Here is a 20,300-nt window from a genome sequence, read left to right on the forward strand (position 1 = left end):
CAGCCTTATTGCACAGTAAACTGACGGCGTATCTTACGCATCAGCAGGAATAGCCACGGCCAGAGCACGCCGTCGACCACGCTATTCCAGAAGGTTTCCGGACGAAAAGCGATGTTAATCACCAGGAATTCGGCCCAGAACACAATCAAATCCACCAACAACGAAAGCAGCATTACAATCAATGCCTGCTGCCATAGTGCCATATTGCGGAACAGCTGAAATTTAAACGCCACCAGATAGGCGACGATACTCAGCGCCAGCGCCCGGACACCTAACGTCGACCCCAAAATCAGATCCATGATCACGCCCAGCACGAAGCCGGTTCCCACGTTAACCCGGTGCGGCAACGCCATGACCCAGTAAATAAGGAACAGCGTCAGCCATGAGGGGCGATACATATAAATCTGCTCCGGCCACGGCATAATCTGCAAGACCATCGCGATTAAAAAAGAGAGCCAGATAATCCAGTTGCCGTGTCTGCGGTAGCGATTCATTGGCGTACTCCACCAGATGGCGCGGCGGCGGGATCGGGTGCCGGCGGCGGCGGTCCCATCTCATCGGGAGAAGGTAAAACCTGGGGCATCATCTGCATCAGCCGTTCATTGGCGACGCGGTGAACCTCTCCCGGAGGTAAAGCCGCGCCTGAATTTTTTTCCACACCCCACAACAGCAGCAAATAACGCAGACGCTGCAAACCGGCGGTGGGATGCGCCTGAATTACAGTATAGGCCCGTTGGGTATCAATTTTTACCGATGAAACCACCGCAACGGGATATCCTTCCGGAAAGCGCCCGCCCAACCCGGAGGTGACCAGCACATCGCCAACGCGAATGTCGGTGTTGTTAGGCAGGTGTTCCAGTTGCAGATCGTCCGTACAGCCATTACCGGCGGCAATCACGCGGATATCGTTGCGCAGTACCTGGATCGGCAGCGCATGGGAAACATCGCAAATCAGCAAAATCCGGCTGGTGAACTGCCCGACAGCCACCACCTGGCCAACCACGCCTTTATCGCTGATCACCGGCTGCCCTTCATACACGCCATTGGCCCGTCCTTTATCAATGACCACCTGATCGCTATACGGATCGGTGCCCGCCGATATGACCTGAGTCACCATTTTCTGTTCATCCTGACGCAACGGCGAACCGAGCAGTTCACGCAACCGGGCATTTTCTTGTTTTAGTTGTCCCAGTAACAATAAATCGCTGTTTTTCATCAGCAGCTCCTGACGCAACGCGGTATTTTCCAACCCCAGTTGCTCACGAGTGGCCAACGATTCAGACATATTATCCAACACCTGGCGCGGGCCATTTGCCAGAAAATAGAAAGGACTGACGGCGGTATCCATGTACGTTCTGATGTGAACAAACGCACCGAGCCGACTGTCGGCAATGATCACAAAAATCGCGGTAACGACAGCAAGGAAAAGTCGTAGTTGCAGGGAAGGCCCCCTGCTAAAAATCGGCTTCATAAAATTGCGAATTCCTCGACAGCTGACTCAAATCGCCAGAAGCGATTTAAAACGTTTTGCAGCGACGGCCTGAAAGATGACCATAAAAAATCGCCGGGAGCGATTTTAAACGCCGATTGCGGCGGCCCGAAAGACGGCGGGCAGGACGCCTGCCATAAAAAAGGGGGCACCCGTGCGGGATGAAAAACGCGCGCGTTCACCCATACGGCTCCCCCTTTTCCCCGATCGGATTATTCTTCGCTGAACAAATCGCCGCCATGCATATCGATCATTTCCAGCGCTTTACCACCGCCGCGGGCCACGCAGGTTAACGGATCTTCAGCCACCACGACAGGGATCCCCGTCTCTTCCATCAGCAGGCGATCCAGATTGCGCAGCAACGCGCCGCCGCCGGTCAACACCATACCGCGTTCGGAAATATCGGAAGCCAGCTCCGGCGGGCATTGTTCCAGCGCCACCATCACCGCGCTGACAATACCGGTCAGCGGTTCCTGCAAGGCTTCCAGAATTTCATTGGAGTTCAGGTTAAAGCCGCGCGGCACGCCTTCCGCCAGGTTACGCCCGCGAACTTCGATTTCGAGCACTTCATCACCCGGATACGCCGACCCGATTTCGTGCTTGATGCGCTCTGCCGTCGCTTCGCCGATCAGCGAGCCGTAATTACGCCGGACATAGTTGATAATCGCTTCATCGAAGCGGTCGCCGCCGATGCGCACGGAAGAGGAATACACCACGCCATTGAGTGAAATCACGGCGACTTCGGTGGTGCCGCCGCCGATATCCACCACCATGGAACCGGTCGCTTCCGAAACCGGCAGGCCCGCGCCAATCGCGGCAGCCATCGGCTCTTCAATCAGGAAGACTTCACGCGCCCCGGCGCCCTGGGCCGACTCGCGAATCGCGCGACGCTCAACCTGCGTAGCCCCAACCGGCACACAGACCAGAACGCGCGGGCTTGGACGCATAAAGCTATTGCTGTGCACCTGCTTGATAAAGTGCTGCAACATTTTTTCGGTCACGAAGAAGTCGGCGATAACGCCGTCCTTCATCGGGCGAATTGCGGCGATATTGCCAGGCGTACGGCCCAGCATTTGTTTAGCGTCATGGCCTACAGCGGCTACGCTTTTCGGAGAACCGGCGCGATCCTGGCGAATAGCAACCACAGAGGGTTCATTCAGTACAATGCCCTGCCCTTTAACATAAATCAGGGTATTGGCGGTACCCAGGTCGATGGACAAGTCGTTGGAAAACATGCCACGAAATTTCTTAAACATAACGAAAGGATAATCCTGCAAGCTGGGGGCGAAAAATAAATTCGCCTACTTTACCAACCACACAAAGCAGCGACAAGGCACGAAAACGCTCTGCTTCGGTGAAAAAAGTCTGTGTTGCGCACATCGGATCCAGAAAGGAAGGCAACCGGAAACGTTCCCTCTCCAAATAGCAAGGCAGATTACCACTTTCCGCCCGACAGAATAGCGCTAACACAGGACATAAAATCTGACATTTAACCGGATTGCCGTTAATGTGAGCGCACACTAACTTAATCGACGGCCGACTCATTCTACGTCAATTCGCGCTGGACTTTTACACTAAACACGATAGTGCGGTGAATATTTTTTCAACTCATCGCTCACCGGCAGCGAAGCGGCGAAAAAATCGCCCTGTCCGCCGTAAACGCCCTTATCCAATAACATCCGCCACTCTTGTTTCGTGCGAACGCCAGCGGCAAAAACTTTGGTCCGCGTGCCTTTACAGGCCTCCGTCAGACTCTGTACGAACAGCTGATTTTCCGGGCGTCGCTCAATGCTGCGCACCAGTCCGGGATGAAGCTTAATCACTTCTACCCGCAGCGACTTAATATAAGTCGTACTGACCAGCGTTAACCCCGCCTGGGCGACAGCCAGACGACAGCCAAAACCCTGGATAAGATGCAATGCCGGACGCAAACGGCCGATATATTGACAGACATCAGCCTCTGCAAGTTCAAATAAAATGCATTGTCGTTGTTTTTTCGGACATTGCAGCAAGGCTTCCTGTAGCCAGCTTAGAAATGTCTTTTGCAAAAGTGAGTCCACACTAACCGGAACAGCCAGTATTTCATCAGGCCAACCGGTGGATAATGCGATAATCCGGGAGACCAGTTGCCGATCGTAACTGACGCTCAGTCCCAGTTGCTGCACCAGCGGCATGTACTCCGCAGCCAGCAACTCTTGCGTACCGTCATAGATACGGCTCATCATTTCACGATGGTGGACCACGCCTTCCTTGGTCACCGCCGGTTTCTGATACAGTCTCGGTCCCCCCCGGGCCAAGGTTTGTTCCAGCAGCGTGCGCCATTTCACGCTGCCGCGGCCTTTATCCGGCACCTGGCGATCATAAACGCACCAGCCGTTGCCGCCCTGCAGCACCGCGTTGCGCGTGGCGTCTTCCGCGCTTTCCATCACCTGTTCCGAACTTTGTCCGCTGCGATAGGCGCAAATGCCGATGTGCAGCATGTCCTCTCGGTCGATCAGCGGCGTAACCGGTAAAATATCAATGGCTTTGACCAACTGCGCCGCAATGTTATCCGCCTCTTTCAGGGTGCAGTGCGGTAATAACACCGTGAAATCGCTATTGAAATAACGCGCCAGCAGCGCCGACGGATAACGCATCACAAACGTCGACAGCAAATTCACCAGCGTGAAGCTATATTCCTGAACCTCACCGCCGTAGCCGTGCGTTTCCTGCAGGGTTTCAAAGTCAGGCAGACGAATCATCATCACGATGCCGTGAGTGCCAACGTTTTCACTGTCTTCCAACTGCGTGGTCAGCTGATTGTCGAAAAACAGGCGATTACTCAGCCCGGTTTCCGCATCCTGCGCCGCAAAGGCCCGAATCAGGGTGTCAACCCGGCTGCGCTCTTCCCGGGCTTCGAGCAGGTCGGCCAGCAGTTGATCGATAGCGCCGCTGGCATTCACCGGCCACTCGCGTGCGGACCCATGCATCACGGATTCCCGCTCGCCGTTCAGAATACGCCGGGCCCGCTCCTCAAGTTCTTTCTGTCCGGCCGTTTCACGCTGCAACCAGCGAATAAACAGATACAGCACCAGCGTCAACAGGCAGATGGTCACAGACGCCAACAGCGGAAATATCAGAAAATTCGGGATGCCGAGCAAAGGATCGAGGTAAGTCGCGACAACCACCATATCCGGATGATGCATCAGCGGGAAATCGGTATCGTGATACAGAAAAGCCCGATGACTTTCCGCGTCGGACAAGCGTACCGAATACAGTACGGCGTCCGCATTTCGGATCGCCAACGCGGCAACGCCGGCGGTTTTCATCATCGCCGGTAACCAGTATTGGATATTTTCAGGCGATTGCACCAAAAGCGCCTGATCAATACTGGACGTAATCTCGTTCAACTGTTGAGCCGCTCTTTGCTGACTATAATAGAAGAGGCTAAAGACGATGCTGAAAAGCATTAAGACAATGGCTAACACCGTCAACAGTGTCACGCGCATGGTGAATCTGGTCGTAAATCCCATCCCTGCGTTCTACTCCTGATAAATGTTGTTCTGCGGATCGGCTCTCTTTTATCAGTCCGTATACTACCTGTTACAAATATAGCCGTTAAATAGTTAAGTACCTTTTTATTCGACAGCCGTAGAGCATACATGCAGACTCGGGTTCCCGAACAGCAAAATGGGATAACGTCCTCCAGATCCGTGAACCGGGTTCGATTCGGCTTCCCCAGGAGAGGTAACGATCGGCCACGGCGACCGTTTTCGGCCGGATCGGTCCATTATGCCGGCGGAGGGTCTTGTTACACTCTGCAAAAAACTATTTCTCTGCGCCTGGCGCGATTTCCCCGCCAACTCATCTATAAATAAGTAAAGCGTCAACCCCAACCAGCCCGTAGGCGGAAAACATATGCATAAACATCGCAAGCTGACAGAGGCTGACGTCACGCCGGAAGAGATTTTCCACCAGCGTCGCCGCGTATTAAAAGCGCTGGGTATTACTGCCGCGACCCTGTCGTTGCCGCTATCGGCGCAGGCGGACCTGCTGGCCTGGCTGAAGGGAAGCGATCGCCCCAAGGCTCCGCCGGGCAAACCATTATCGTTTACGCAGCCGGCGGACTGGCGGTTAAAAACGCCGCTCACGCCGGAAGATAAGGTTATCGGCTACAACAATTTCTATGAGTTCGGTATGGATAAAGCCGATCCGGCGGCCAATGCCGGCGGATTGAAAACGGAAGCGTGGAAAATACAGATTGACGGCGAGGTAGCCAAACCTATCACGCTGGATATCGATGACCTGCTTAAGCGTTTTCCGCTCGAAGAGAGGATTTATCGTTTTCGCTGCGTGGAAGCCTGGTCGATGGTCGTGCCCTGGATAGGGTTTGAGCTGGCGAAGTTAATCAAGTTTGCCGAACCCACCGGCAATGCCCGTTACATCGCCTTCCAGACGCTCTACGATCCGCAGCAGATGCCGGGACAAAAGAACAGCTTTATGGGCGGCGGCCTTAGCTATCCCTATGTTGAAGGATTGCGGTTGGATGAAGCCATGCATCCCCTTACGCTCCTGACCGTCGGCGTGTACGGCAAAACGCTGCCGCCGCAGAATGGCGCGCCGATAAGGCTGATCGCGCCGTGGAAATACGGCTTTAAGAACATCAAATCCATCGTACAGATCCGCTTTACCCGCGAACGTCCGCCGTCAACCTGGAATCTGGCGGCTCCCGACGAATATGGCTTTTACGCCAATGTCAATCCGCATGTCGACCACCCTCGCTGGTCACAAGCGACGGAACGGGTCATTGGATCCGGCGGAATTCTGGATGTACAGCGACAGCCAACGCTGTTGTTCAACGGCTATGCCGATCGCGTCGCCTCGCTGTATCGGGGTCTGAACTTACGGGAGAACTTCTGATTGATGGCGCTGATTACCGGGATCACCTCAGCATGCGGCTGACGCTACAACAGATAAAATGGCTGAAGATTATTCTCCATCTGGCGGCCTTTTTACCGCTGCCATGGCTGATTTTGGCCGTCGATCAGGGATGGTTCAGCGCCGATCCGGCAAAAGATATTCAGCATTTTACCGGCCGGATGGCGCTGAAATTATTGCTTGCCTCGCTGCTGATCGCCCCGCTGGCGCGTTACGGCAGGCAGCCACTGCTTATTCGCTGCCGGCGCCCGATCGGGTTATGGTGTTTTGCCTGGGCCACGCTGCATCTGGTGAGTTATTCACTATTGGAACTGGGGTTAAACCATCTGACGCTGCTGGGAGAAGAGCTGATCGCCCGCCCGTATTTAACGCTGGGGCTCGTCAGTTGGCTGATTCTGCTGGCATTAGCGCTGACTTCCCCCCGGATCGTGATGCGCAAGTTGGGATCCCGCTGGCAAAAACTGCATAACTTCGTCTATCTGGTCGCAATCCTGGCACCGATACACTATCTTTGGTCGGTCAAAACGCTCTCGCCCCAACCCATTCTCTATGCTCTGCTGGCGCTGTTATTGTTACTGTTGCGTTATAAAAAATTCCGTCAGTGGTGGCGATAAACCACCGCCGCGGCGAACAGGCCGGAAAGACGCCCAGCGGAGCGCAGGTTGAATATCTCCGCAGATAAGACCAGTATTTGGCTGCGAATTGCGACGAAATGGTTATAATGCACAACTTTGTTTCCCGGCATCGGACAATTTACATCGTGAAAGGTGACAAACGAATAGCTTCGCGCTATTTTGTGCGACACCATTTTGTATTCTGGGCAAATCGCGGGAGATAGCAGCACAATGGCAGAGAAGTTTCACATTTTGCTTTTGAATGGCCCTAATCTGAATCTGCTGGGCGCCCGTGAACCAGATAAATATGGCAATACCACGCTGGCGGAAATCGTTAGCAATCTGGAAACACAGGCCCAGGCGCTGGATGTGCGGTTTTCTCATCTGCAATCCAATGCGGAGCATATTCTGATTGACAGAATTCATCAGGCCAGGGGAAATACGGATTTTATTTTGATTAATCCGGCGGCATTCACCCATACCAGCGTCGCACTGCGCGATGCCCTACTGGCGGTCGCTATCCCGTTTATCGAAATCCATTTGTCCAACGTGCATGCACGTGAGCCCTTCCGCCATCACTCCTATTTGTCTGATGTCGCGGTAGGGGTAATTTGCGGCCTTGGGGCAGATGGTTATAACTATGCGTTACAGACAGCGGTAAAACGCCTGTCTACTTCCAATTAAACAAAAGAGTACGGAACCACATCAATGGATATTCGTAAAATCAAAAAACTGATCGAACTGGTCGAAGAATCCGGCATCGCCGAACTGGAAATTTCCGAAGGCGAAGAATCAGTACGTATCAGTCGCGCCCCGGCAACGCCAAGCTACCCGATGATGCAGCAGGCCTATGTGCCTATGCAGCAGCAACAGCCGGCGCTGGCTACCGCCGTTGCGCCGGTGTCCGAGGCCGCCGCGGCGGAAACCGCAGCAGCGCCGGCCGCCATTAGTGGTCACATCGTTCGCTCGCCGATGGTTGGCACTTTCTATCGTACCCCGAGCCCCGATGCAAAAGCGTTTGTTGAAGTGGGACAGCAGGTCAATGTCGGCGATACGCTGTGCATCGTTGAAGCCATGAAAATGATGAACCAAATCGAAGCGGACAAAGCGGGCGTCGTCAAAGCGATTCTGCTCGACAACGGTCAACCGGTTGAATTTGACGAGCCGCTGGTTGTCATCGAATAACGGGGCTTACCATGCTAGATAAAATCGTTATCGCCAACCGCGGAGAGATTGCGCTGCGCATTTTGCGTGCCTGTAAAGAGCTGGGCATCAAAACCGTCGCCGTTCACTCCAGCGCGGATCGCGATCTGAAACACGTATTGCTGGCGGATGAAACGGTGTGTATCGGTCCGGCTCCATCCGCCAAAAGCTATCTGAATATCCCGGCGATCATCTCCGCCGCGGAAATTACCGGTTCCGCCGCTATTCACCCTGGCTACGGTTTCCTGTCGGAAAACGCTGATTTCGCCGAGCAGGTTGAACGTTCCGGCTTTATTTTCATTGGTCCGCGCGCCGAAACCATTCGCCTGATGGGCGACAAGGTATCCGCCATCAATGCCATGAAAAAAGCGGGCGTTCCTTGTGTTCCGGGCTCCGACGGCCCGTTAGACAACGATATGGACAAAAACCGCGCCTTTGCCAAACGCATCGGCTACCCGGTGATCATCAAGGCTTCCGGCGGCGGCGGCGGGCGCGGCATGCGCGTGGTACGCAGCGATAAAGAACTGGAACAATCCATCAATATGACCCGTGCGGAAGCCAAAGCGGCTTTCAATAACGACATGGTCTATATGGAAAAATATCTGGAGAATCCGCGTCACGTGGAAATTCAGGTATTGGCGGACGGCCAGGGCAACGCCATTTATCTGGCCGAACGCGACTGCTCCATGCAGCGCCGTCACCAGAAAGTGGTGGAAGAAGCGCCGGCGCCGGGCATCACCGGCGAACAGCGCAAGTTTATCGGCGAACGCTGCGCGAAAGCCTGTCTCGATATCAACTATCGCGGCGCAGGTACGTTCGAATTCCTGTACGAAAACGGCGAGTTCTACTTCATTGAAATGAACACCCGAATTCAGGTGGAACACCCGGTTACCGAAATGATTACCGGCGTGGATTTGATCAAAGAGCAATTACGCATTGCCGACGGTCAGCCGTTGTCCATCAAACAGGAAGACATTCACGTTCACGGTCACGCGGTAGAGTGCCGTATCAACGCCGAAGATCCGAATACCTTCCTGCCAAGCCCCGGTAAAATCACCCGTTTCCACGCGCCGGGCGGTTTCGGCGTGCGTTGGGAATCGCATATCTACGCCGGGTACACCGTACCGCCGTATTACGATTCCATGATCGGGAAATTGATCGCCTACGGCGAAACCCGCGAGGTGGCGATTGCCCGCATGAAGAACGCGTTGGCGGAACTGATCATCGACGGCATCAAAACCAACGTCGATCTTCAGATGAAGATAATGAACGACGAAAACTTCCAGAAAGGCGGAACCAATATCCACTATTTGGAAAAGAAACTCGGTTTACAGTAAAGCGTCGCGAGCCCGCAAATGCGGGCTTTTTCAGACCGCTGACCAAACCAAAGGGAAATACGGGAACGAAGCATGCCTCGCCCCGTGTGCCTTAATCTCGGCGTCATGAATCCGGCCATCGGCATGACATTAATATTGATAGGCAATCCTCAGCTTCGCGCCTCTTCCACCACCGTGATATAGACTTTCACCTGCTTTCAGGCGCGAGCGCTAACCCAAGCAATACTTTTGCCCTTCTAACCAATTATTACTAGGCAATTGGCTCACATGTCGTAAAATTCCGGGTTTTGTCATACCTATACGAATACGCCGGTTTACGATGGATAAAAAAATGGATACACGTTTCATGCAGGCGCACAGGGAAGCCCGCTGGGCTTTTTTCCTGACGCTGGCGTACCTGTTCGCCTGGATTCTGGCAGCCTACCTGCCTGACAGCGCTCAGGGTATTACCGGTCTTCCCCACTGGTTTGAAATGGCCTGTCTATTGCTGCCGCTTGTCTTCGCTCTGCTGTGCTGGTTGATGGTTCGCTTCATCTTCCATGACATCTCTCTGGAGAATGACGATGCAAAATGAAGTGCTGCTGCCGCTGCTGGGCTATCTGTTATTGGTTTTCGGCCTGTCGGTATACGCCTATCGCCGCCGGCAGGCGGGCAACTTTCTTAACGAGTATTTCCTCGGCGGACGTTCGATGGGGGGCTTCGTTCTGGCGATGACCCTCATCGGCACCTATGTAAGCGCCAGTTCATTTATCGGCGGGCCGGGCGCCGCCTACAAATACGGCCTGGGATGGGTGCTGCTCTCCATGATTCAGCTTCCCACCATGCTGCTGTCGCTGGGCATCCTGGGCAAAAAGTTCGCGATTTTAGCCAGACGCTATAACGCCATTACGCTCAACGATATGCTGTACGCCCGCTACGGCAGCCGGTTGCTGGTGTGGTTCGCCAGTCTCAGTCTGCTGGTGGCGTTTATCGGCGCCATGGCGGTGCAATTCATCGGCGGCGCGCGTCTGCTGGAGACCGCCGCCAATATTCCCTACGATATCGGCCTGTTGATATTTGGTGTGACCATTGCCTTGTACACGGCGTTTGGCGGCTTCCGCGCCAGCGTATTAAACGATGCCATGCAGGGCATGGTGATGCTGTTGGGCACGGTAATACTATTAGTGGGGGTGCTCCACGCCGCAGGCGGTTTGCACAGCGCGGTGGATAAATTACAGTCGATCGACCCGGCGCTGGTGACGCCTCAGGGCAGTAATCATATCCTGTCGATGCCGTTTATGGCCTCTTTCTGGGTGCTGGTGTGTTTCGGGGTTATCGGCCTGCCGAATACCGCGGTGCGCTGTATCTCCTACCGTAATAGTCAGGCGCTGCACCGCGGCATTATCATCGGCACCATCGTGATTGGCATTCTCATGCTCGGCATGCACCTGTCCGGCGCGTTGGGGCGGGCGATCATGCCGGATCTGACGATCCCGGATCAGGTGTTGCCGGCGCTGATGGTGACCGTCCTGCCGCCGTTAGTCGCCGGGATATTCCTCGCCGCGCCGATGGCGGCTATCATGTCCAATATCAATGCGCATCTGCTTCAGGCTTCCGCCACCATAATAAAGGATCTTTATCTCAGCGTTCGCCCGCAGCAAATTCGCAATGAAAGGCACATTAAGCGCCTTTCCAGCATGACCACCCTGGTACTGGGCTTATTGGTGTTGCTGGCCTCCTGGCGTCCGCCAGAGATGATTATCTGGCTAAATCTGCTAGCCTTCGGCGGACTGGAAGCCGTGTTCCTCTGGCCGCTGGTGCTTGGCCTTTACTGGGAACGCGCCAACGCGACCGGGGCGCTATGCGCCATGTTCAGCGGCGCGGGCTGTTATACGGCGCTGGCCAGCTTCAATATTTATCTGGCAGGCTTTCACCCCATCGTACCGGCGCTGACCTTAAGTCTGCTGGCGTTTATTATCGGTAATCGGTTTGGGCACAGCGTTCCCGAGCCGGTGGCCACCCCTACTTCACTTTAAAATGTAATAGAGACCGCTATGCCGTGGATTCAACTGAAAATAAACACCTCCGGCAGCCATGCCGAGCAACTGGGGGATGTACTGATCGAGAGCGGCGCCGTGTCCGTTACGTTTCAGGATACGCATGATACTCCCGTGTTCGAACCGCTGCCGGGTGAAACCCGTTTGTGGGGCGATACCGATGTCATCGGCTTATATGACGCAGAAACCGAAATGGCCGATGTCATTGCCGCGCTGGAACAAGAGCCCCTGCTGGGGGCCGGATTCAAACACAAAATCGAGCAGTTGGAAGATAAGGACTGGGAACGCGAATGGATGGATAACTTCCACCCAATGCGTTTCGGCGAACGGTTATGGATCTGTCCGAGCTGGCGCGACGTGCCCGACCCGACGGCCGTGAATGTCATGCTCGATCCCGGTCTGGCTTTCGGCACCGGAACCCATCCCACCACCGCGCTGTGCCTGCAATGGCTGGACGGGCTGGATTTACAGGGCAAAACCATCATCGATTTCGGCTGCGGCTCCGGCATTTTGGCCATCGCCGCGCTCAAGCTGGGCGCGGCCCGCGCTATCGGCATCGATATCGATCCGCAGGCTATCCAGGCCAGCCGCGATAACGCACAGAGAAACGGCGTTTCCGAGCGTTTGGAACTCTACCTGCCGAAAGATCAGCCGACCGACCTTGCCTTCTCCGCCGACGTGGTGGTCGCCAACATCCTGGCCGGCCCGCTGCGTGAGCTGGCGCCGTTAATCAGCGAGTTGCCGAAAACCGGCGCTCATCTTGGCTTATCGGGCGTTCTGGCGACTCAGGCCGCCAACGTGGCCGAAGCCTATCAGGACAAATTCCAGCTTGATCCGATAGCGGAAAAAGAGGAATGGTGCCGGATTACCGGTATCCGTAAGTAAGGCCCCGTCAGCACACGGAGGTAGCCATCAGGCTATCTCCAACATCGAAATCCCCCCGCCAGACGTCTCCCCCTTAAGAATCGGAATTATCCGGTTCTGGCCGATTTTGCCGGCAAACCATTAACCATTGTAAATGTGGGTGTATCCTCTATGACGCGTAAAATAAACGTAAGTCATTCAAACCTATTGTTTTAAATGGATTATCCAATGAAGTATAAATTACTAGCCGCTCTGGCTTTTAGCGCCTGCTTTTCGCTGCAGGCTTCCGAACACGCCCACTGGAGCTATGAAGGACAGGAAGCGCCTACCCACTGGGGCAAACTCTCTCCCGATTTCTCCCTGTGCGAGAACGGTAAGAATCAATCCCCCGTTGATATCCACGGCGCGCTGAAAACCACCCATGAAGGATTAAAACTCGCTTATCAGACTGGTCCACAGCATATCGTCAATAACGGCCACACCATTGAGGTAGAAACCAGTCCGGGTAATACGCTGACGATAGATAACGATATCTTCACCCTCCAGCAGTTCCATTTCCATGCGCCCAGTGAAAATGAGATCGACGGCAAAACCTTCCCATTAGAAGCGCATTTTGTTTACAAAGACCAACAGGGCGCATTAACGGTAATGGCGCTGATGTTTGAGCAGGGCCAGGCCAATCAAGAACTGGAAAAGGCCTGGCGGCAAATGCCATCAGCCCTCAATAAGCCGGAATCATTAACTACGCCATTGAACGTTGGCGCGCTGATCCCGGCAACGGACTCTGAGCATTACTACCGTTTTAGCGGCTCGCTCACCACCCCGCCATGTTCTGAGGGCGTTCGCTGGCTGGTGCTGGAAACACCGGCCACGATTTCAGCGGCTCAGGTAGCCCAATTCACCGCGGCCATCCATCACGCCAACAATCGTCCCATCCAGCCATTAAATGGCCGTGTTATCGTTAATTAATCTTGCTGCTTTGCCCGCGGCTCCCGCCCGATTTATGGCGGGAGCCCATCATTTGCCGTGTTATGGTGCAAAAATTTATCGCTGTTCTTTGTTTATTGACAACGTAATCCCCTGCGAATACCAAATATCGCTGTCACTCCTGCTTGGATCACAGCAAATTACAGATAAATGACGATGCAACAGGAATATTTTCTCGAACAAAAAAAACTCACAAATAGTCAAAACCTATTGTTAAATATAGATAATATTTTCGTCTGACAGAATGAAACACGTTTTCTTTGATCGCCTTCGGCTAATTGGTCAAAGTTTGGCCTTTCATCTCACGTAAAAAATGCGTAATATACGCGCCCTTGCAGGCACAGTATGGTCACTCTTTGTCTATGCGCATTGGACAATTTCAGCTACCTAATCGCTTGATAGCCGCCCCGATGGCTGGCATTAGCGATCGCCCATTCAGAGCACTCTGTCATTCGATGGGCGCTGGAATGGCCGTGTCCGAAATGCTGATTTCCAATCCGGAGGTCTGGCGCTCGGACAAGTCACGCTTGCGCATGGTACATAGCGATGAACCTGGGATCAGAGCCGTGCAAATTGCCGGCAGCGATCCGGATGAAATGGCTGTTGCGGCAAGAGTCAATACGGATTTCGGCGCGCAGATCATCGACATCAATATGGGCTGTCCGGCGAAGAAGGTGAACCGCAAGATGGCAGGATCTGCATTATTGCAGTATCCGGATTTGGTAAAACAAATCCTCTCGGCGGTAGTGAAAGCGGTAGACGTACCGGTAACACTAAAAATCCGTACCGGCTGGGCGCCGGAGCACCGTAACTGTGCAGAGATTGCCAAATTGGCTGAAGACTGCGGTATTCAGGCTCTGACCATTCACGGACGCACACGTGCGTGCCTGTTCAATGGCTCGGCGGAATACGACAGTATTCGGACAGTTAAGCAGGCCGTTTCCATTCCCATTATTGCGAATGGCGACATTACTGACCCGCATAAAGCCAGAGCGGTTCTTGATTACACCGGGGCGGATGCCCTGATGATAGGACGGGCCGCTCAGGGGAGACCCTGGATCTTTCGGGAAATCCAGCATTATCTGGACACGGGGGAGTTGCTGCAACCAATGCCGTTGGCAGAGGTTAAGCGCTTGTTGATCAAGCATATACGGGAATTGCACGACTTTTATGGTCCAGGCAAGGGATTCCGTATAGCTCGTAAGCACGTCTCCTGGTATCTCCAGGAGAACGCCCCAAACGACCAGTTTAGGCGCACATTCAACGCCATTGAGGATGCCAGCGAGCAGCTGGAGGCGTTGGAGGCATACTTTGAAAATCTTGCGTAAACAGAAAAAGAGCTGACAGAACTATGTTCGAACAACGCGTGAATTCTGACGTACTGACCGTTTCCACTGTAAACTCTCAGGCACAGGTAACCCAAAAACCCCTGCGTGACTCGGTTAAACAGGCACTGAAGAACTATTTTGCCCAATTAAATGGTCAGGACGTAAGTGACCTGTATGAGCTGGTATTGGCTGAAGTTGAACAACCCCTGTTAGACATGGTGATGCAATACACCCGCGGCAACCAAACCCGCGCCGCACTGATGATGGGTATCAACCGCGGTACTCTGCGTAAGAAACTGAAAAAATACGGCATGAACTGATACTAATCAGTTAACGTATTAAAAAAAGCGCTTGTCGGAAACGGCAGGCGCTTTTTGTTAATGTTTATACTGATGTTTATACTGATGTTTATACTGATGTTTATACACTGATCGCTGAACGATACCGAAAGCATAGAAACCAATCAGACTACCGGATCGCCGTTGTGCCATATCACCGGCGGTTAACTTTTTAAAATTAACCGTTTACTTTTGTTAAAGAAATTTTCTCTGAGGTTTTATCATTCCACAGAGTAAATACAACATTTTTTTCACTCTCAGAAAGCCAAATCTGGCTACGGCCATTATCCTCTTTCCTGTATAAAGAGAATTTCATTTTCTTTAAATACGCTTCCAGTGGGGCCAGATCCCCGCCATGAAAAGTAATAGTGCTCATTTCTCCCTGACCGCCATCAGGTGAAACGTAGCTAAAAGAGTAGCGATCTGAGACCCTGGGAGCATTCTTTATATCTTTATCCGTATAAAAATAATAGCTATACAGATCGCTTTCCTTATACTCTGCTTTATCTGTCACCGGGATAAAAAGATAAAAAGCTGCAACCACAATTATTAACAGAATTAAAATCCATCCAGATTTTCTCATGTTCATACGTATCTCATTTCAAAAAAGAAAAATAAGTGCCATTCTGGTTTAATACTCTGACATTATCAGATCGGAGATCAGTATATGGTTGAATCCATCGCATAAAGTGTGGAAGATTGCCCTTATAAGGTTTTCTGATTACACACGGGTCTTCAGGATCCGGGAAAAGAAGCGGTAAAAAACCTGTATTTTTATAATTACCTATCGGTCCATAGTAATCCCACCGCTTGAGAGCCTCATATTTACTCACCAGCTTTAGCCTGGACTGATAGTTAGAGGGCAATATTGCCCGATAAAAACCAAGCAAATCTGATGTTAAATCTTCGCCACTGAAGCCACTATCCGTATACCAGCTAAAAAAAGGTGACGCTTGGTATCCTTCAAACACTCTGGCAGTCATCATCATCATGCCCAGCGCAATGCTGTGTATTTCGTTAACTGTTCGGCCTTTTTTTATTTCCCATTTAACATATTTTCCCGTTCCAAACCGTTTACTGAAAGCGTGCATCTTTTGTGTATAATCAATCTGGTAATAGTCTGCTTTACCCGCCTCCCCCGTGCGGAATTCCGCTAACAGAGAAATGATATCGGTGCCCTGAGCATGACCTATATCAATCCACCCCAATACATTGCTGTATACCAGGCCAGTTTTTCTGTTGTTAGTCCAATCACATGGCTCAATAACTTCACTGCGTTTACTCATAACATCCTCTGTAAAATTTCTTTTCATCAGTACTGCGGAACACGTAGCCCGACGGAAAAAAATCACCTGCTACTGAATGAGCAGGCCTCCGCATTCATCATACGGTCTTATGTTTTTCTGCTCTTATCTTAGCCAAAAATGATATACCAGTTATAGCCTGGCTTCCGACTTTCCAGAATTCAATGCGAAAAAATACAATACGCCTTAATACCTACAACAAATAATAATATGATTTACAATAAATATAATTAAAAATGGAGGCAGATAAGACTTATTCTATGAAGTTAATTTTCTAGCCTGTAGCCTGAGGTAGCCGTTCATCAGCATCATTAGTCAAGCTTACGTTTTAAAGTATGTTGTTGACCGCCAGCACCACCGCTGGAATGTGCATAAGCGCCTCTTCTGGTGTCTTTTCAGGGGGAAAAATTTCCCACTGGCGACATGCGTAGCGATTGGATTAACCATGTACCACCTCCACAGCCCCGTTATCAGGATCCATAGCAGTACGGTGTAAGCATTCCAGCCGTTCCCACAAGATAAACATCAGGATTTCTTTTGCTTCTGGATTATTCAGTTCCACAATAGCGTAGGCCAGTGCACGACACTGATCGATAACTTCTTCCAGTTCTAACGGCGTGTTATCAAACATGGCGCGTCTCCTGAATTGGCAGACGACCAGCGAAAACAATAACGTGGCCATTGGGGGATTGTTCCCGCGCTTTGCATTCGGTAGCGGCGGTGATTTGAACGATACTTTGAGACAAAATGCCCTGCGCCAGAAAGCGATACTGAAATTCGGGGCGAGTTTGGGTAAACTGGACATCAGCCATAGCGTTACCTCACTTAACGTTGTGGTTAGACGCCCGGTTAGTGCTGGTAACACTGCCGGGCGTTGCTGTTTTGCATATGATAGACTTGTACTGTACATTGTCTGACACAAACAAATTAACCCCAGAGTACAACACGTGTCAAACACAAATTTACCACGAGGCAACAAACAGATTGCTTTTCGTGCTGAGCCTGAATTAGAGCTATCCATGCGTAAGGCAATGGAAAGTGATGGTGATGAATCCATATCTGCCTGGATAAAACGCATTATCAGAAAAGAACTAAAACAGCGCGGCTTAGAACCCAAAAGCTGATCGTCTCCCTGAATTTGGATAACGAAACTACGGGGACTACCTCTCCAAAAATTGAGTAGAGCTCCTGGCTTTGGAATGCTCGAAACCCTGCCCAGCAAGGAAATTTAATTTTTCATCGCTGATTACTTTTCGTCAATTATGCTAATTTTCGGCTGTATGGCGTATCAACGTTTTCGACGGTTGGCGGATTACTAACTCACTGAAGTACATCACTAAAATCGGCCATTGAGGCCGGCGGCAAAGACAACGGTCAGCCGGGGCTGCGCCCGAACTATCATCCCCACTGCTATCATCTCCACGACTACGCCGCGTTTATTATCGACCCCGACGGCTATAACATCGAAACCGTCTACCCTCATGCTCCGACCGGTTAACCTTAAGAAAAGCTATCCTAATCAAATCGGGGTCTAATTCTTTTATTATGAAAGAATTTGGCCGAATATCGGGTTGCACACTTAAAAGATTCTTCCTTATCCTTAAGCAAAGCACGACATTCCCACCGGCGCGCCGTTGCGCCGGGAAATAGCCAAACCGCAAGAAAACCAGCATAACAAACTGATATTAAAAAATACTTTCCATTCACGACAGAAAGAACCCTCAATTAGCGCCGGCAAAATAGCATGCATTGTCTGCCATGGATTCTCGCTCACAAACCTGCGTCACCCCACCAATCTTTCATTTTGAATAAAAAAACTTTCAAAGTGTGATCGATTTAAAATTTAAAAAACACATTTAGATATATTTTTAGTCTCACTTTAATAAAACAACAATCGTCAGAACCAGCCAGAGGAAACAGGAGAATATCATGATAGACGTCATCACCCATGGGGCTGAGTGGTTCATCGGCCTGTTTCAAAAAGGGGGGGAAGTTTTTGTCGGAATGGTCACCGGCATACTGCCTTTGCTGATTAGCCTGCTCGTTATTATGAATGCGCTGATCGTGTTTGTCGGCCAGGAACGGATCGAGCGCCTGGCTCAACGCTGTGCGGGTAACCCGCTCTCTCGTTATCTGCTGTTGCCGGTCATCGGCACATTCGTCTTTTGTAACCCCATGACGTTGAGTCTGGGCCGTTTCATGCCGGAAAAGTACAAGCCCAGCTACTACGCCGCCGCCTCTTATAGCTGTCACTCGATGAATGGTCTGTTTCCCCACATCAATCCAGGGGAACTGTTCGTCTATCTCGGTATCGCCAGTGGCCTGACAACGCTTGGTCTGCCGCTGGCCCCGCTGGCGGTGAGCTACCTGCTGGTCGGGATGGTGAGCAACTTTTTCCGCGGCTGGATCACCGATCTGACCACCACGCTATTTGAACGCAAAATGCGTATCCAGCTCGACCGTCAGGTTCAGCTCTAACGGGGAATATCATCATGAATAACGTAATTCGTATCGAAAAAGGCGAAAGCGGCTGGGGCGGTCCCCTGCTGATTGAAGCCGTGCCGGGTAAAAAAATTGTCTATATCACCGCGGGAACGCGTCCGGCCATCGTCGATCGTCTGAGCGAACTGACCGGCTGGCCGGCCGTTGATGGCTTTAAAGAGGGCGAACCGCCGGCGGAAGAGATTGGCGTCGCCGTTATTGACTGCGGCGGCACGCTGCGCTGCGGTATTTATCCCAAACGCCGGATCCCGACGATTAACATCCATTCAACCGGCAAGTCCGGCCCGCTGGCGCAATTTATTCTGGAAGACATTTATGTCTCCGGCGTCCGTGAAAAAAACATCCAACGGGTGGAAGACGCTGCAACCTCTTCTGCAATGGAGAAAACGGAGAGCAGCGCAACGCCCCCGGGACTTGTCCGCGACTACGACAGCAGCAAGAAAATCACAGAACAGAGCGATGGCCTGCTGGCCAAGGTCGGTATGGGAATGGGATCGGTTGTCGCCGTGTTTTTCCAGGCCGGGCGGGAAACCATCGATACCGTACTGAAAACCATCCTGCCGTTCATGGCGTTCGTCTCGGCGCTCATCGGCATCATTATGGCGTCGGGGTTAGGCGACGTGATTGCGCACAGCCTGACGCCGTTGGCAAACAGCCCGATCGGACTGATCACGCTGGCCCTGATCTGCTCATTCCCCCTGCTCTCCCCATTCCTTGGGCCGGGCGCGGTGATCGCGCAGGTCATCGGGGTACTGGTCGGCGTGCAGATTGGGCAGGGGCATATCCCGCCCGCCCTGGCGCTGCCCGCATTGTTCGCCATCAACGCCCAGGCTTCCTGCGACTTCATTCCCGTCGGTCTGTCGCTGGCGGAAGCGAAGCAGGACACCGTGCGCGTAGGGGTGCCTTCCGTACTGGTGGGACGTTTTCTTACCGGCGCGCCGACCGTACTGCTGGCCTGGGTAGTTTCCGGTTTTATCTACCAATAGTTTTTCGCACTGGGAGACGGTATGAACACGGTTTTTCAAACGGTATTTACCCGAATTGGCGACAACGCTCCTGAGTCACTGGACGAGGACATGATGATCACCTTTCGCAAGGGGGCGCCGGAAGACATCGAGTCATTCTGCTTTATCCACCAGCATGGCGATCTGCGCGGTGAACTGCGCACCGGCGACACGCTGATGCTTGCGGACCAGGCCTATCCGATTACCGCGGTAGGCTCGGTAGCGACGCAAAATCTGCGTGAGCTGGGCCATATCACCATCCGGTTTGATGGGGCGGCTGAAGCCGAGTTTCCCGGTTCATTGCACGTTGCAGGTAAGACGCCGACGGATATCAAGGTCGGCAGCAAATTAACGATTGTTTCTTAAACATGAAGTGG

23 protein-coding genes are annotated in these 20,300 nt (G+C 52.4%); 15 read left to right on the forward strand and 8 right to left on the reverse strand.

Features of this window, described 5'->3' with window-relative positions; all coding sequences use genetic code 11:
• Positions 1 to 5: 5 nt before the first annotated feature.
• The 4 genes from mreD to csrD all read right to left on the reverse strand — a co-directional run bounded on the left by mreD (position 6) and on the right by csrD (position 5,001).
• Entirely contained in the window at positions 6 to 494 is a 489-nt protein-coding gene (gene mreD / locus ACN28R_RS17155) for a rod shape-determining protein MreD (RefSeq protein ID WP_048636534.1), read from the reverse strand.
• Positions 491 to 1,471 (reverse strand): rod shape-determining protein MreC, encoded by a 981-nt coding sequence (mreC, locus tag ACN28R_RS17160; RefSeq protein ID WP_095835036.1) that lies wholly within the window; start codon positions 1,469 to 1,471, stop codon positions 491 to 493. Before mreC ends, mreD begins: the two co-directional genes overlap by 4 nt.
• Before the next feature lie 230 nt (positions 1,472 to 1,701).
• Positions 1,702 to 2,745, reverse strand: coding sequence for a rod shape-determining protein MreB (mreB, locus tag ACN28R_RS17165; RefSeq protein WP_009114770.1), 1,044 nt, complete (start codon positions 2,743 to 2,745; stop codon positions 1,702 to 1,704).
• Between the two features lie 318 nt (positions 2,746 to 3,063).
• On the reverse strand, positions 3,064 to 5,001 hold the full coding sequence (csrD, locus tag ACN28R_RS17170; protein ID WP_095835037.1) for an RNase E specificity factor CsrD: 1,938 nt from the start codon (positions 4,999 to 5,001) through the stop codon (positions 3,064 to 3,066).
• Between the two features lie 385 nt (positions 5,002 to 5,386).
• Here csrD and msrP point away from each other — a divergent pair, with 385 nt between their 5' ends.
• From msrP to fis, 11 genes are all read left to right on the forward strand, one after another.
• Positions 5,387 to 6,388, forward strand: a complete 1,002-nt coding sequence (gene msrP / locus ACN28R_RS17175) for a protein-methionine-sulfoxide reductase catalytic subunit MsrP (protein WP_048636537.1) — start codon at positions 5,387 to 5,389, stop codon at positions 6,386 to 6,388.
• A gap of 32 nt (positions 6,389 to 6,420) precedes the next feature.
• The gene (gene msrQ / locus ACN28R_RS17180) at positions 6,421 to 7,020 is read left to right on the forward strand and encodes a protein-methionine-sulfoxide reductase heme-binding subunit MsrQ (RefSeq protein ID WP_048636538.1); all 600 of its coding nucleotides are present in this window, start codon (positions 6,421 to 6,423) and stop codon (positions 7,018 to 7,020) included.
• Between the two features lie 231 nt (positions 7,021 to 7,251).
• Complete coding sequence (gene aroQ, locus ACN28R_RS17185; protein ID WP_048636540.1) at positions 7,252 to 7,704, forward strand: type II 3-dehydroquinate dehydratase; 453 nt, start codon at positions 7,252 to 7,254, stop codon at positions 7,702 to 7,704.
• A gap of 24 nt (positions 7,705 to 7,728) precedes the next feature.
• Positions 7,729 to 8,205: an acetyl-CoA carboxylase biotin carboxyl carrier protein gene (accB, locus tag ACN28R_RS17190; protein WP_048636541.1), complete on the forward strand. Its 477-nt coding sequence runs from the start codon at positions 7,729 to 7,731 to the stop codon at positions 8,203 to 8,205.
• Between the two features lie 11 nt (positions 8,206 to 8,216).
• A complete protein-coding gene (gene accC / locus ACN28R_RS17195; RefSeq protein ID WP_048636542.1) occupies positions 8,217 to 9,560 on the forward strand; it encodes an acetyl-CoA carboxylase biotin carboxylase subunit in 1,344 nt (447 codons plus the stop codon).
• Between the two features lie 331 nt (positions 9,561 to 9,891).
• Positions 9,892 to 10,134 carry a YhdT family protein gene (locus ACN28R_RS17200; protein ID WP_048639697.1) on the forward strand — a complete coding sequence of 81 codons (243 nt, stop codon included), beginning with the start codon at positions 9,892 to 9,894 and terminating at the stop codon, positions 10,132 to 10,134.
• Positions 10,124 to 11,575: a sodium/pantothenate symporter gene (gene panF, locus ACN28R_RS17205; protein ID WP_048636543.1), complete on the forward strand. Its 1,452-nt coding sequence runs from the start codon at positions 10,124 to 10,126 to the stop codon at positions 11,573 to 11,575. The genes ACN28R_RS17200 and panF overlap by 11 nt, the downstream gene beginning before the upstream one ends.
• An 18-nt stretch (positions 11,576 to 11,593) precedes the next feature.
• Positions 11,594 to 12,481 carry a 50S ribosomal protein L11 methyltransferase gene (gene prmA / locus ACN28R_RS17210; protein ID WP_095835038.1) on the forward strand — a complete coding sequence of 296 codons (888 nt, stop codon included), beginning with the start codon at positions 11,594 to 11,596 and terminating at the stop codon, positions 12,479 to 12,481.
• A 207-nt stretch (positions 12,482 to 12,688) separates the two neighbouring features.
• Positions 12,689 to 13,429: a carbonic anhydrase gene (locus tag ACN28R_RS17215; protein WP_095835039.1), complete on the forward strand. Its 741-nt coding sequence runs from the start codon at positions 12,689 to 12,691 to the stop codon at positions 13,427 to 13,429.
• A 380-nt stretch (positions 13,430 to 13,809) separates the two neighbouring features.
• A complete protein-coding gene (gene dusB, locus ACN28R_RS17220) occupies positions 13,810 to 14,775 on the forward strand; it encodes a tRNA dihydrouridine synthase DusB (RefSeq protein ID WP_048636546.1) in 966 nt (321 codons plus the stop codon).
• A gap of 23 nt (positions 14,776 to 14,798) precedes the next feature.
• Positions 14,799 to 15,095, forward strand: a complete 297-nt coding sequence (fis, locus tag ACN28R_RS17225) for a DNA-binding transcriptional regulator Fis (RefSeq protein ID WP_005975342.1) — start codon at positions 14,799 to 14,801, stop codon at positions 15,093 to 15,095.
• 196 nt (positions 15,096 to 15,291) lie between these two features.
• Here the strand turns inward: fis and ACN28R_RS17230 are convergent, their stop codons facing one another.
• The 4 genes from ACN28R_RS17230 to ACN28R_RS17245 form a co-directional block, all read right to left on the reverse strand.
• The gene (locus ACN28R_RS17230) at positions 15,292 to 15,702 is read right to left on the reverse strand and encodes a hypothetical protein (RefSeq protein WP_095835040.1); all 411 of its coding nucleotides are present in this window, start codon (positions 15,700 to 15,702) and stop codon (positions 15,292 to 15,294) included.
• Between the two features lie 7 nt (positions 15,703 to 15,709).
• Positions 15,710 to 16,399 carry a hypothetical protein gene (locus ACN28R_RS17235; RefSeq protein ID WP_095835041.1) on the reverse strand — a complete coding sequence of 230 codons (690 nt, stop codon included), beginning with the start codon at positions 16,397 to 16,399 and terminating at the stop codon, positions 15,710 to 15,712.
• 457 nt (positions 16,400 to 16,856) lie between these two features.
• Positions 16,857 to 17,048 carry a hypothetical protein gene (locus ACN28R_RS17240; protein ID WP_095835042.1) on the reverse strand — a complete coding sequence of 64 codons (192 nt, stop codon included), beginning with the start codon at positions 17,046 to 17,048 and terminating at the stop codon, positions 16,857 to 16,859.
• Positions 17,041 to 17,229, reverse strand: coding sequence for a host cell division inhibitor Icd-like protein (locus ACN28R_RS17245; RefSeq protein WP_095835043.1), 189 nt, complete (start codon positions 17,227 to 17,229; stop codon positions 17,041 to 17,043). Before ACN28R_RS17245 ends, ACN28R_RS17240 begins: the two co-directional genes overlap by 8 nt.
• Positions 17,230 to 17,364: 135 nt before the next feature.
• Between ACN28R_RS17245 and ACN28R_RS17250 the strand changes: the two genes are divergently transcribed.
• The 4 genes from ACN28R_RS17250 to srlB all read left to right on the forward strand — a co-directional run bounded on the left by ACN28R_RS17250 (position 17,365) and on the right by srlB (position 20,289).
• Positions 17,365 to 17,541, forward strand: a complete 177-nt coding sequence (locus ACN28R_RS17250) for a hypothetical protein (protein WP_095835044.1) — start codon at positions 17,365 to 17,367, stop codon at positions 17,539 to 17,541.
• A gap of 805 nt (positions 17,542 to 18,346) precedes the next feature.
• Positions 18,347 to 18,895, forward strand: coding sequence for a PTS glucitol/sorbitol transporter subunit IIC (srlA, locus tag ACN28R_RS17255; RefSeq protein ID WP_048636547.1), 549 nt, complete (start codon positions 18,347 to 18,349; stop codon positions 18,893 to 18,895).
• A gap of 14 nt (positions 18,896 to 18,909) precedes the next feature.
• Positions 18,910 to 19,905 carry a PTS glucitol/sorbitol transporter subunit IIB gene (srlE, locus tag ACN28R_RS17260; RefSeq protein WP_095835045.1) on the forward strand — a complete coding sequence of 332 codons (996 nt, stop codon included), beginning with the start codon at positions 18,910 to 18,912 and terminating at the stop codon, positions 19,903 to 19,905.
• 21 nt (positions 19,906 to 19,926) lie between these two features.
• Complete coding sequence (srlB, locus tag ACN28R_RS17265; protein ID WP_095835046.1) at positions 19,927 to 20,289, forward strand: PTS glucitol/sorbitol transporter subunit IIA; 363 nt, start codon at positions 19,927 to 19,929, stop codon at positions 20,287 to 20,289.
• The last annotated feature ends 11 nt before the right edge of the window (positions 20,290 to 20,300 follow it).

Source organism: Brenneria goodwinii (assembly GCF_002291445.1).
Classification (GTDB): domain Bacteria; phylum Pseudomonadota; class Gammaproteobacteria; order Enterobacterales; family Enterobacteriaceae; genus Brenneria; species Brenneria goodwinii.

Excerpts from the sequence above, each read along its gene's own strand:
- srlB (WP_095835046.1), top strand. The coding sequence starts at position 19,927 with ATGAACACGGTTTTTCAAACGGTATTTACCCGAATTGGCGACAACGCT.
- srlE (WP_095835045.1), top strand. The coding sequence starts at position 18,910 with ATGAATAACGTAATTCGTATCGAAAAAGGCGAAAGCGGCTGGGGCGGT.
- ACN28R_RS17200 (WP_048639697.1), top strand. The coding sequence starts at position 9,892 with ATGGATACACGTTTCATGCAGGCGCACAGGGAAGCCCGCTGGGCTTTT.
- panF (WP_048636543.1), top strand. The coding sequence starts at position 10,124 with ATGCAAAATGAAGTGCTGCTGCCGCTGCTGGGCTATCTGTTATTGGTT.
- mreD (WP_048636534.1), bottom strand. The coding sequence starts at position 494 with ATGAATCGCTACCGCAGACACGGCAACTGGATTATCTGGCTCTCTTTT.
- accC (WP_048636542.1), top strand. The coding sequence starts at position 8,217 with ATGCTAGATAAAATCGTTATCGCCAACCGCGGAGAGATTGCGCTGCGC.
- mreB (WP_009114770.1), bottom strand. The coding sequence starts at position 2,745 with ATGTTTAAGAAATTTCGTGGCATGTTTTCCAACGACTTGTCCATCGAC.
- mreC (WP_095835036.1), bottom strand. The coding sequence starts at position 1,471 with ATGAAGCCGATTTTTAGCAGGGGGCCTTCCCTGCAACTACGACTTTTC.
- dusB (WP_048636546.1), top strand. The coding sequence starts at position 13,810 with ATGCGCATTGGACAATTTCAGCTACCTAATCGCTTGATAGCCGCCCCG.
- msrQ (WP_048636538.1), top strand. The coding sequence starts at position 6,421 with ATGCGGCTGACGCTACAACAGATAAAATGGCTGAAGATTATTCTCCAT.
- ACN28R_RS17235 (WP_095835041.1), bottom strand. The coding sequence starts at position 16,399 with ATGAGTAAACGCAGTGAAGTTATTGAGCCATGTGATTGGACTAACAAC.
- ACN28R_RS17215 (WP_095835039.1), top strand. The coding sequence starts at position 12,689 with ATGAAGTATAAATTACTAGCCGCTCTGGCTTTTAGCGCCTGCTTTTCG.
- srlA (WP_048636547.1), top strand. The coding sequence starts at position 18,347 with ATGATAGACGTCATCACCCATGGGGCTGAGTGGTTCATCGGCCTGTTT.
- accB (WP_048636541.1), top strand. The coding sequence starts at position 7,729 with ATGGATATTCGTAAAATCAAAAAACTGATCGAACTGGTCGAAGAATCC.
- prmA (WP_095835038.1), top strand. The coding sequence starts at position 11,594 with ATGCCGTGGATTCAACTGAAAATAAACACCTCCGGCAGCCATGCCGAG.
- msrP (WP_048636537.1), top strand. The coding sequence starts at position 5,387 with ATGCATAAACATCGCAAGCTGACAGAGGCTGACGTCACGCCGGAAGAG.
- fis (WP_005975342.1), top strand. The coding sequence starts at position 14,799 with ATGTTCGAACAACGCGTGAATTCTGACGTACTGACCGTTTCCACTGTA.
- ACN28R_RS17240 (WP_095835042.1), bottom strand. The coding sequence starts at position 17,048 with ATGTTTGATAACACGCCGTTAGAACTGGAAGAAGTTATCGATCAGTGT.
- ACN28R_RS17245 (WP_095835043.1), bottom strand. The coding sequence starts at position 17,229 with ATGGCTGATGTCCAGTTTACCCAAACTCGCCCCGAATTTCAGTATCGC.
- ACN28R_RS17230 (WP_095835040.1), bottom strand. The coding sequence starts at position 15,702 with ATGAACATGAGAAAATCTGGATGGATTTTAATTCTGTTAATAATTGTG.
- aroQ (WP_048636540.1), top strand. The coding sequence starts at position 7,252 with ATGGCAGAGAAGTTTCACATTTTGCTTTTGAATGGCCCTAATCTGAAT.
- csrD (WP_095835037.1), bottom strand. The coding sequence starts at position 5,001 with ATGGGATTTACGACCAGATTCACCATGCGCGTGACACTGTTGACGGTG.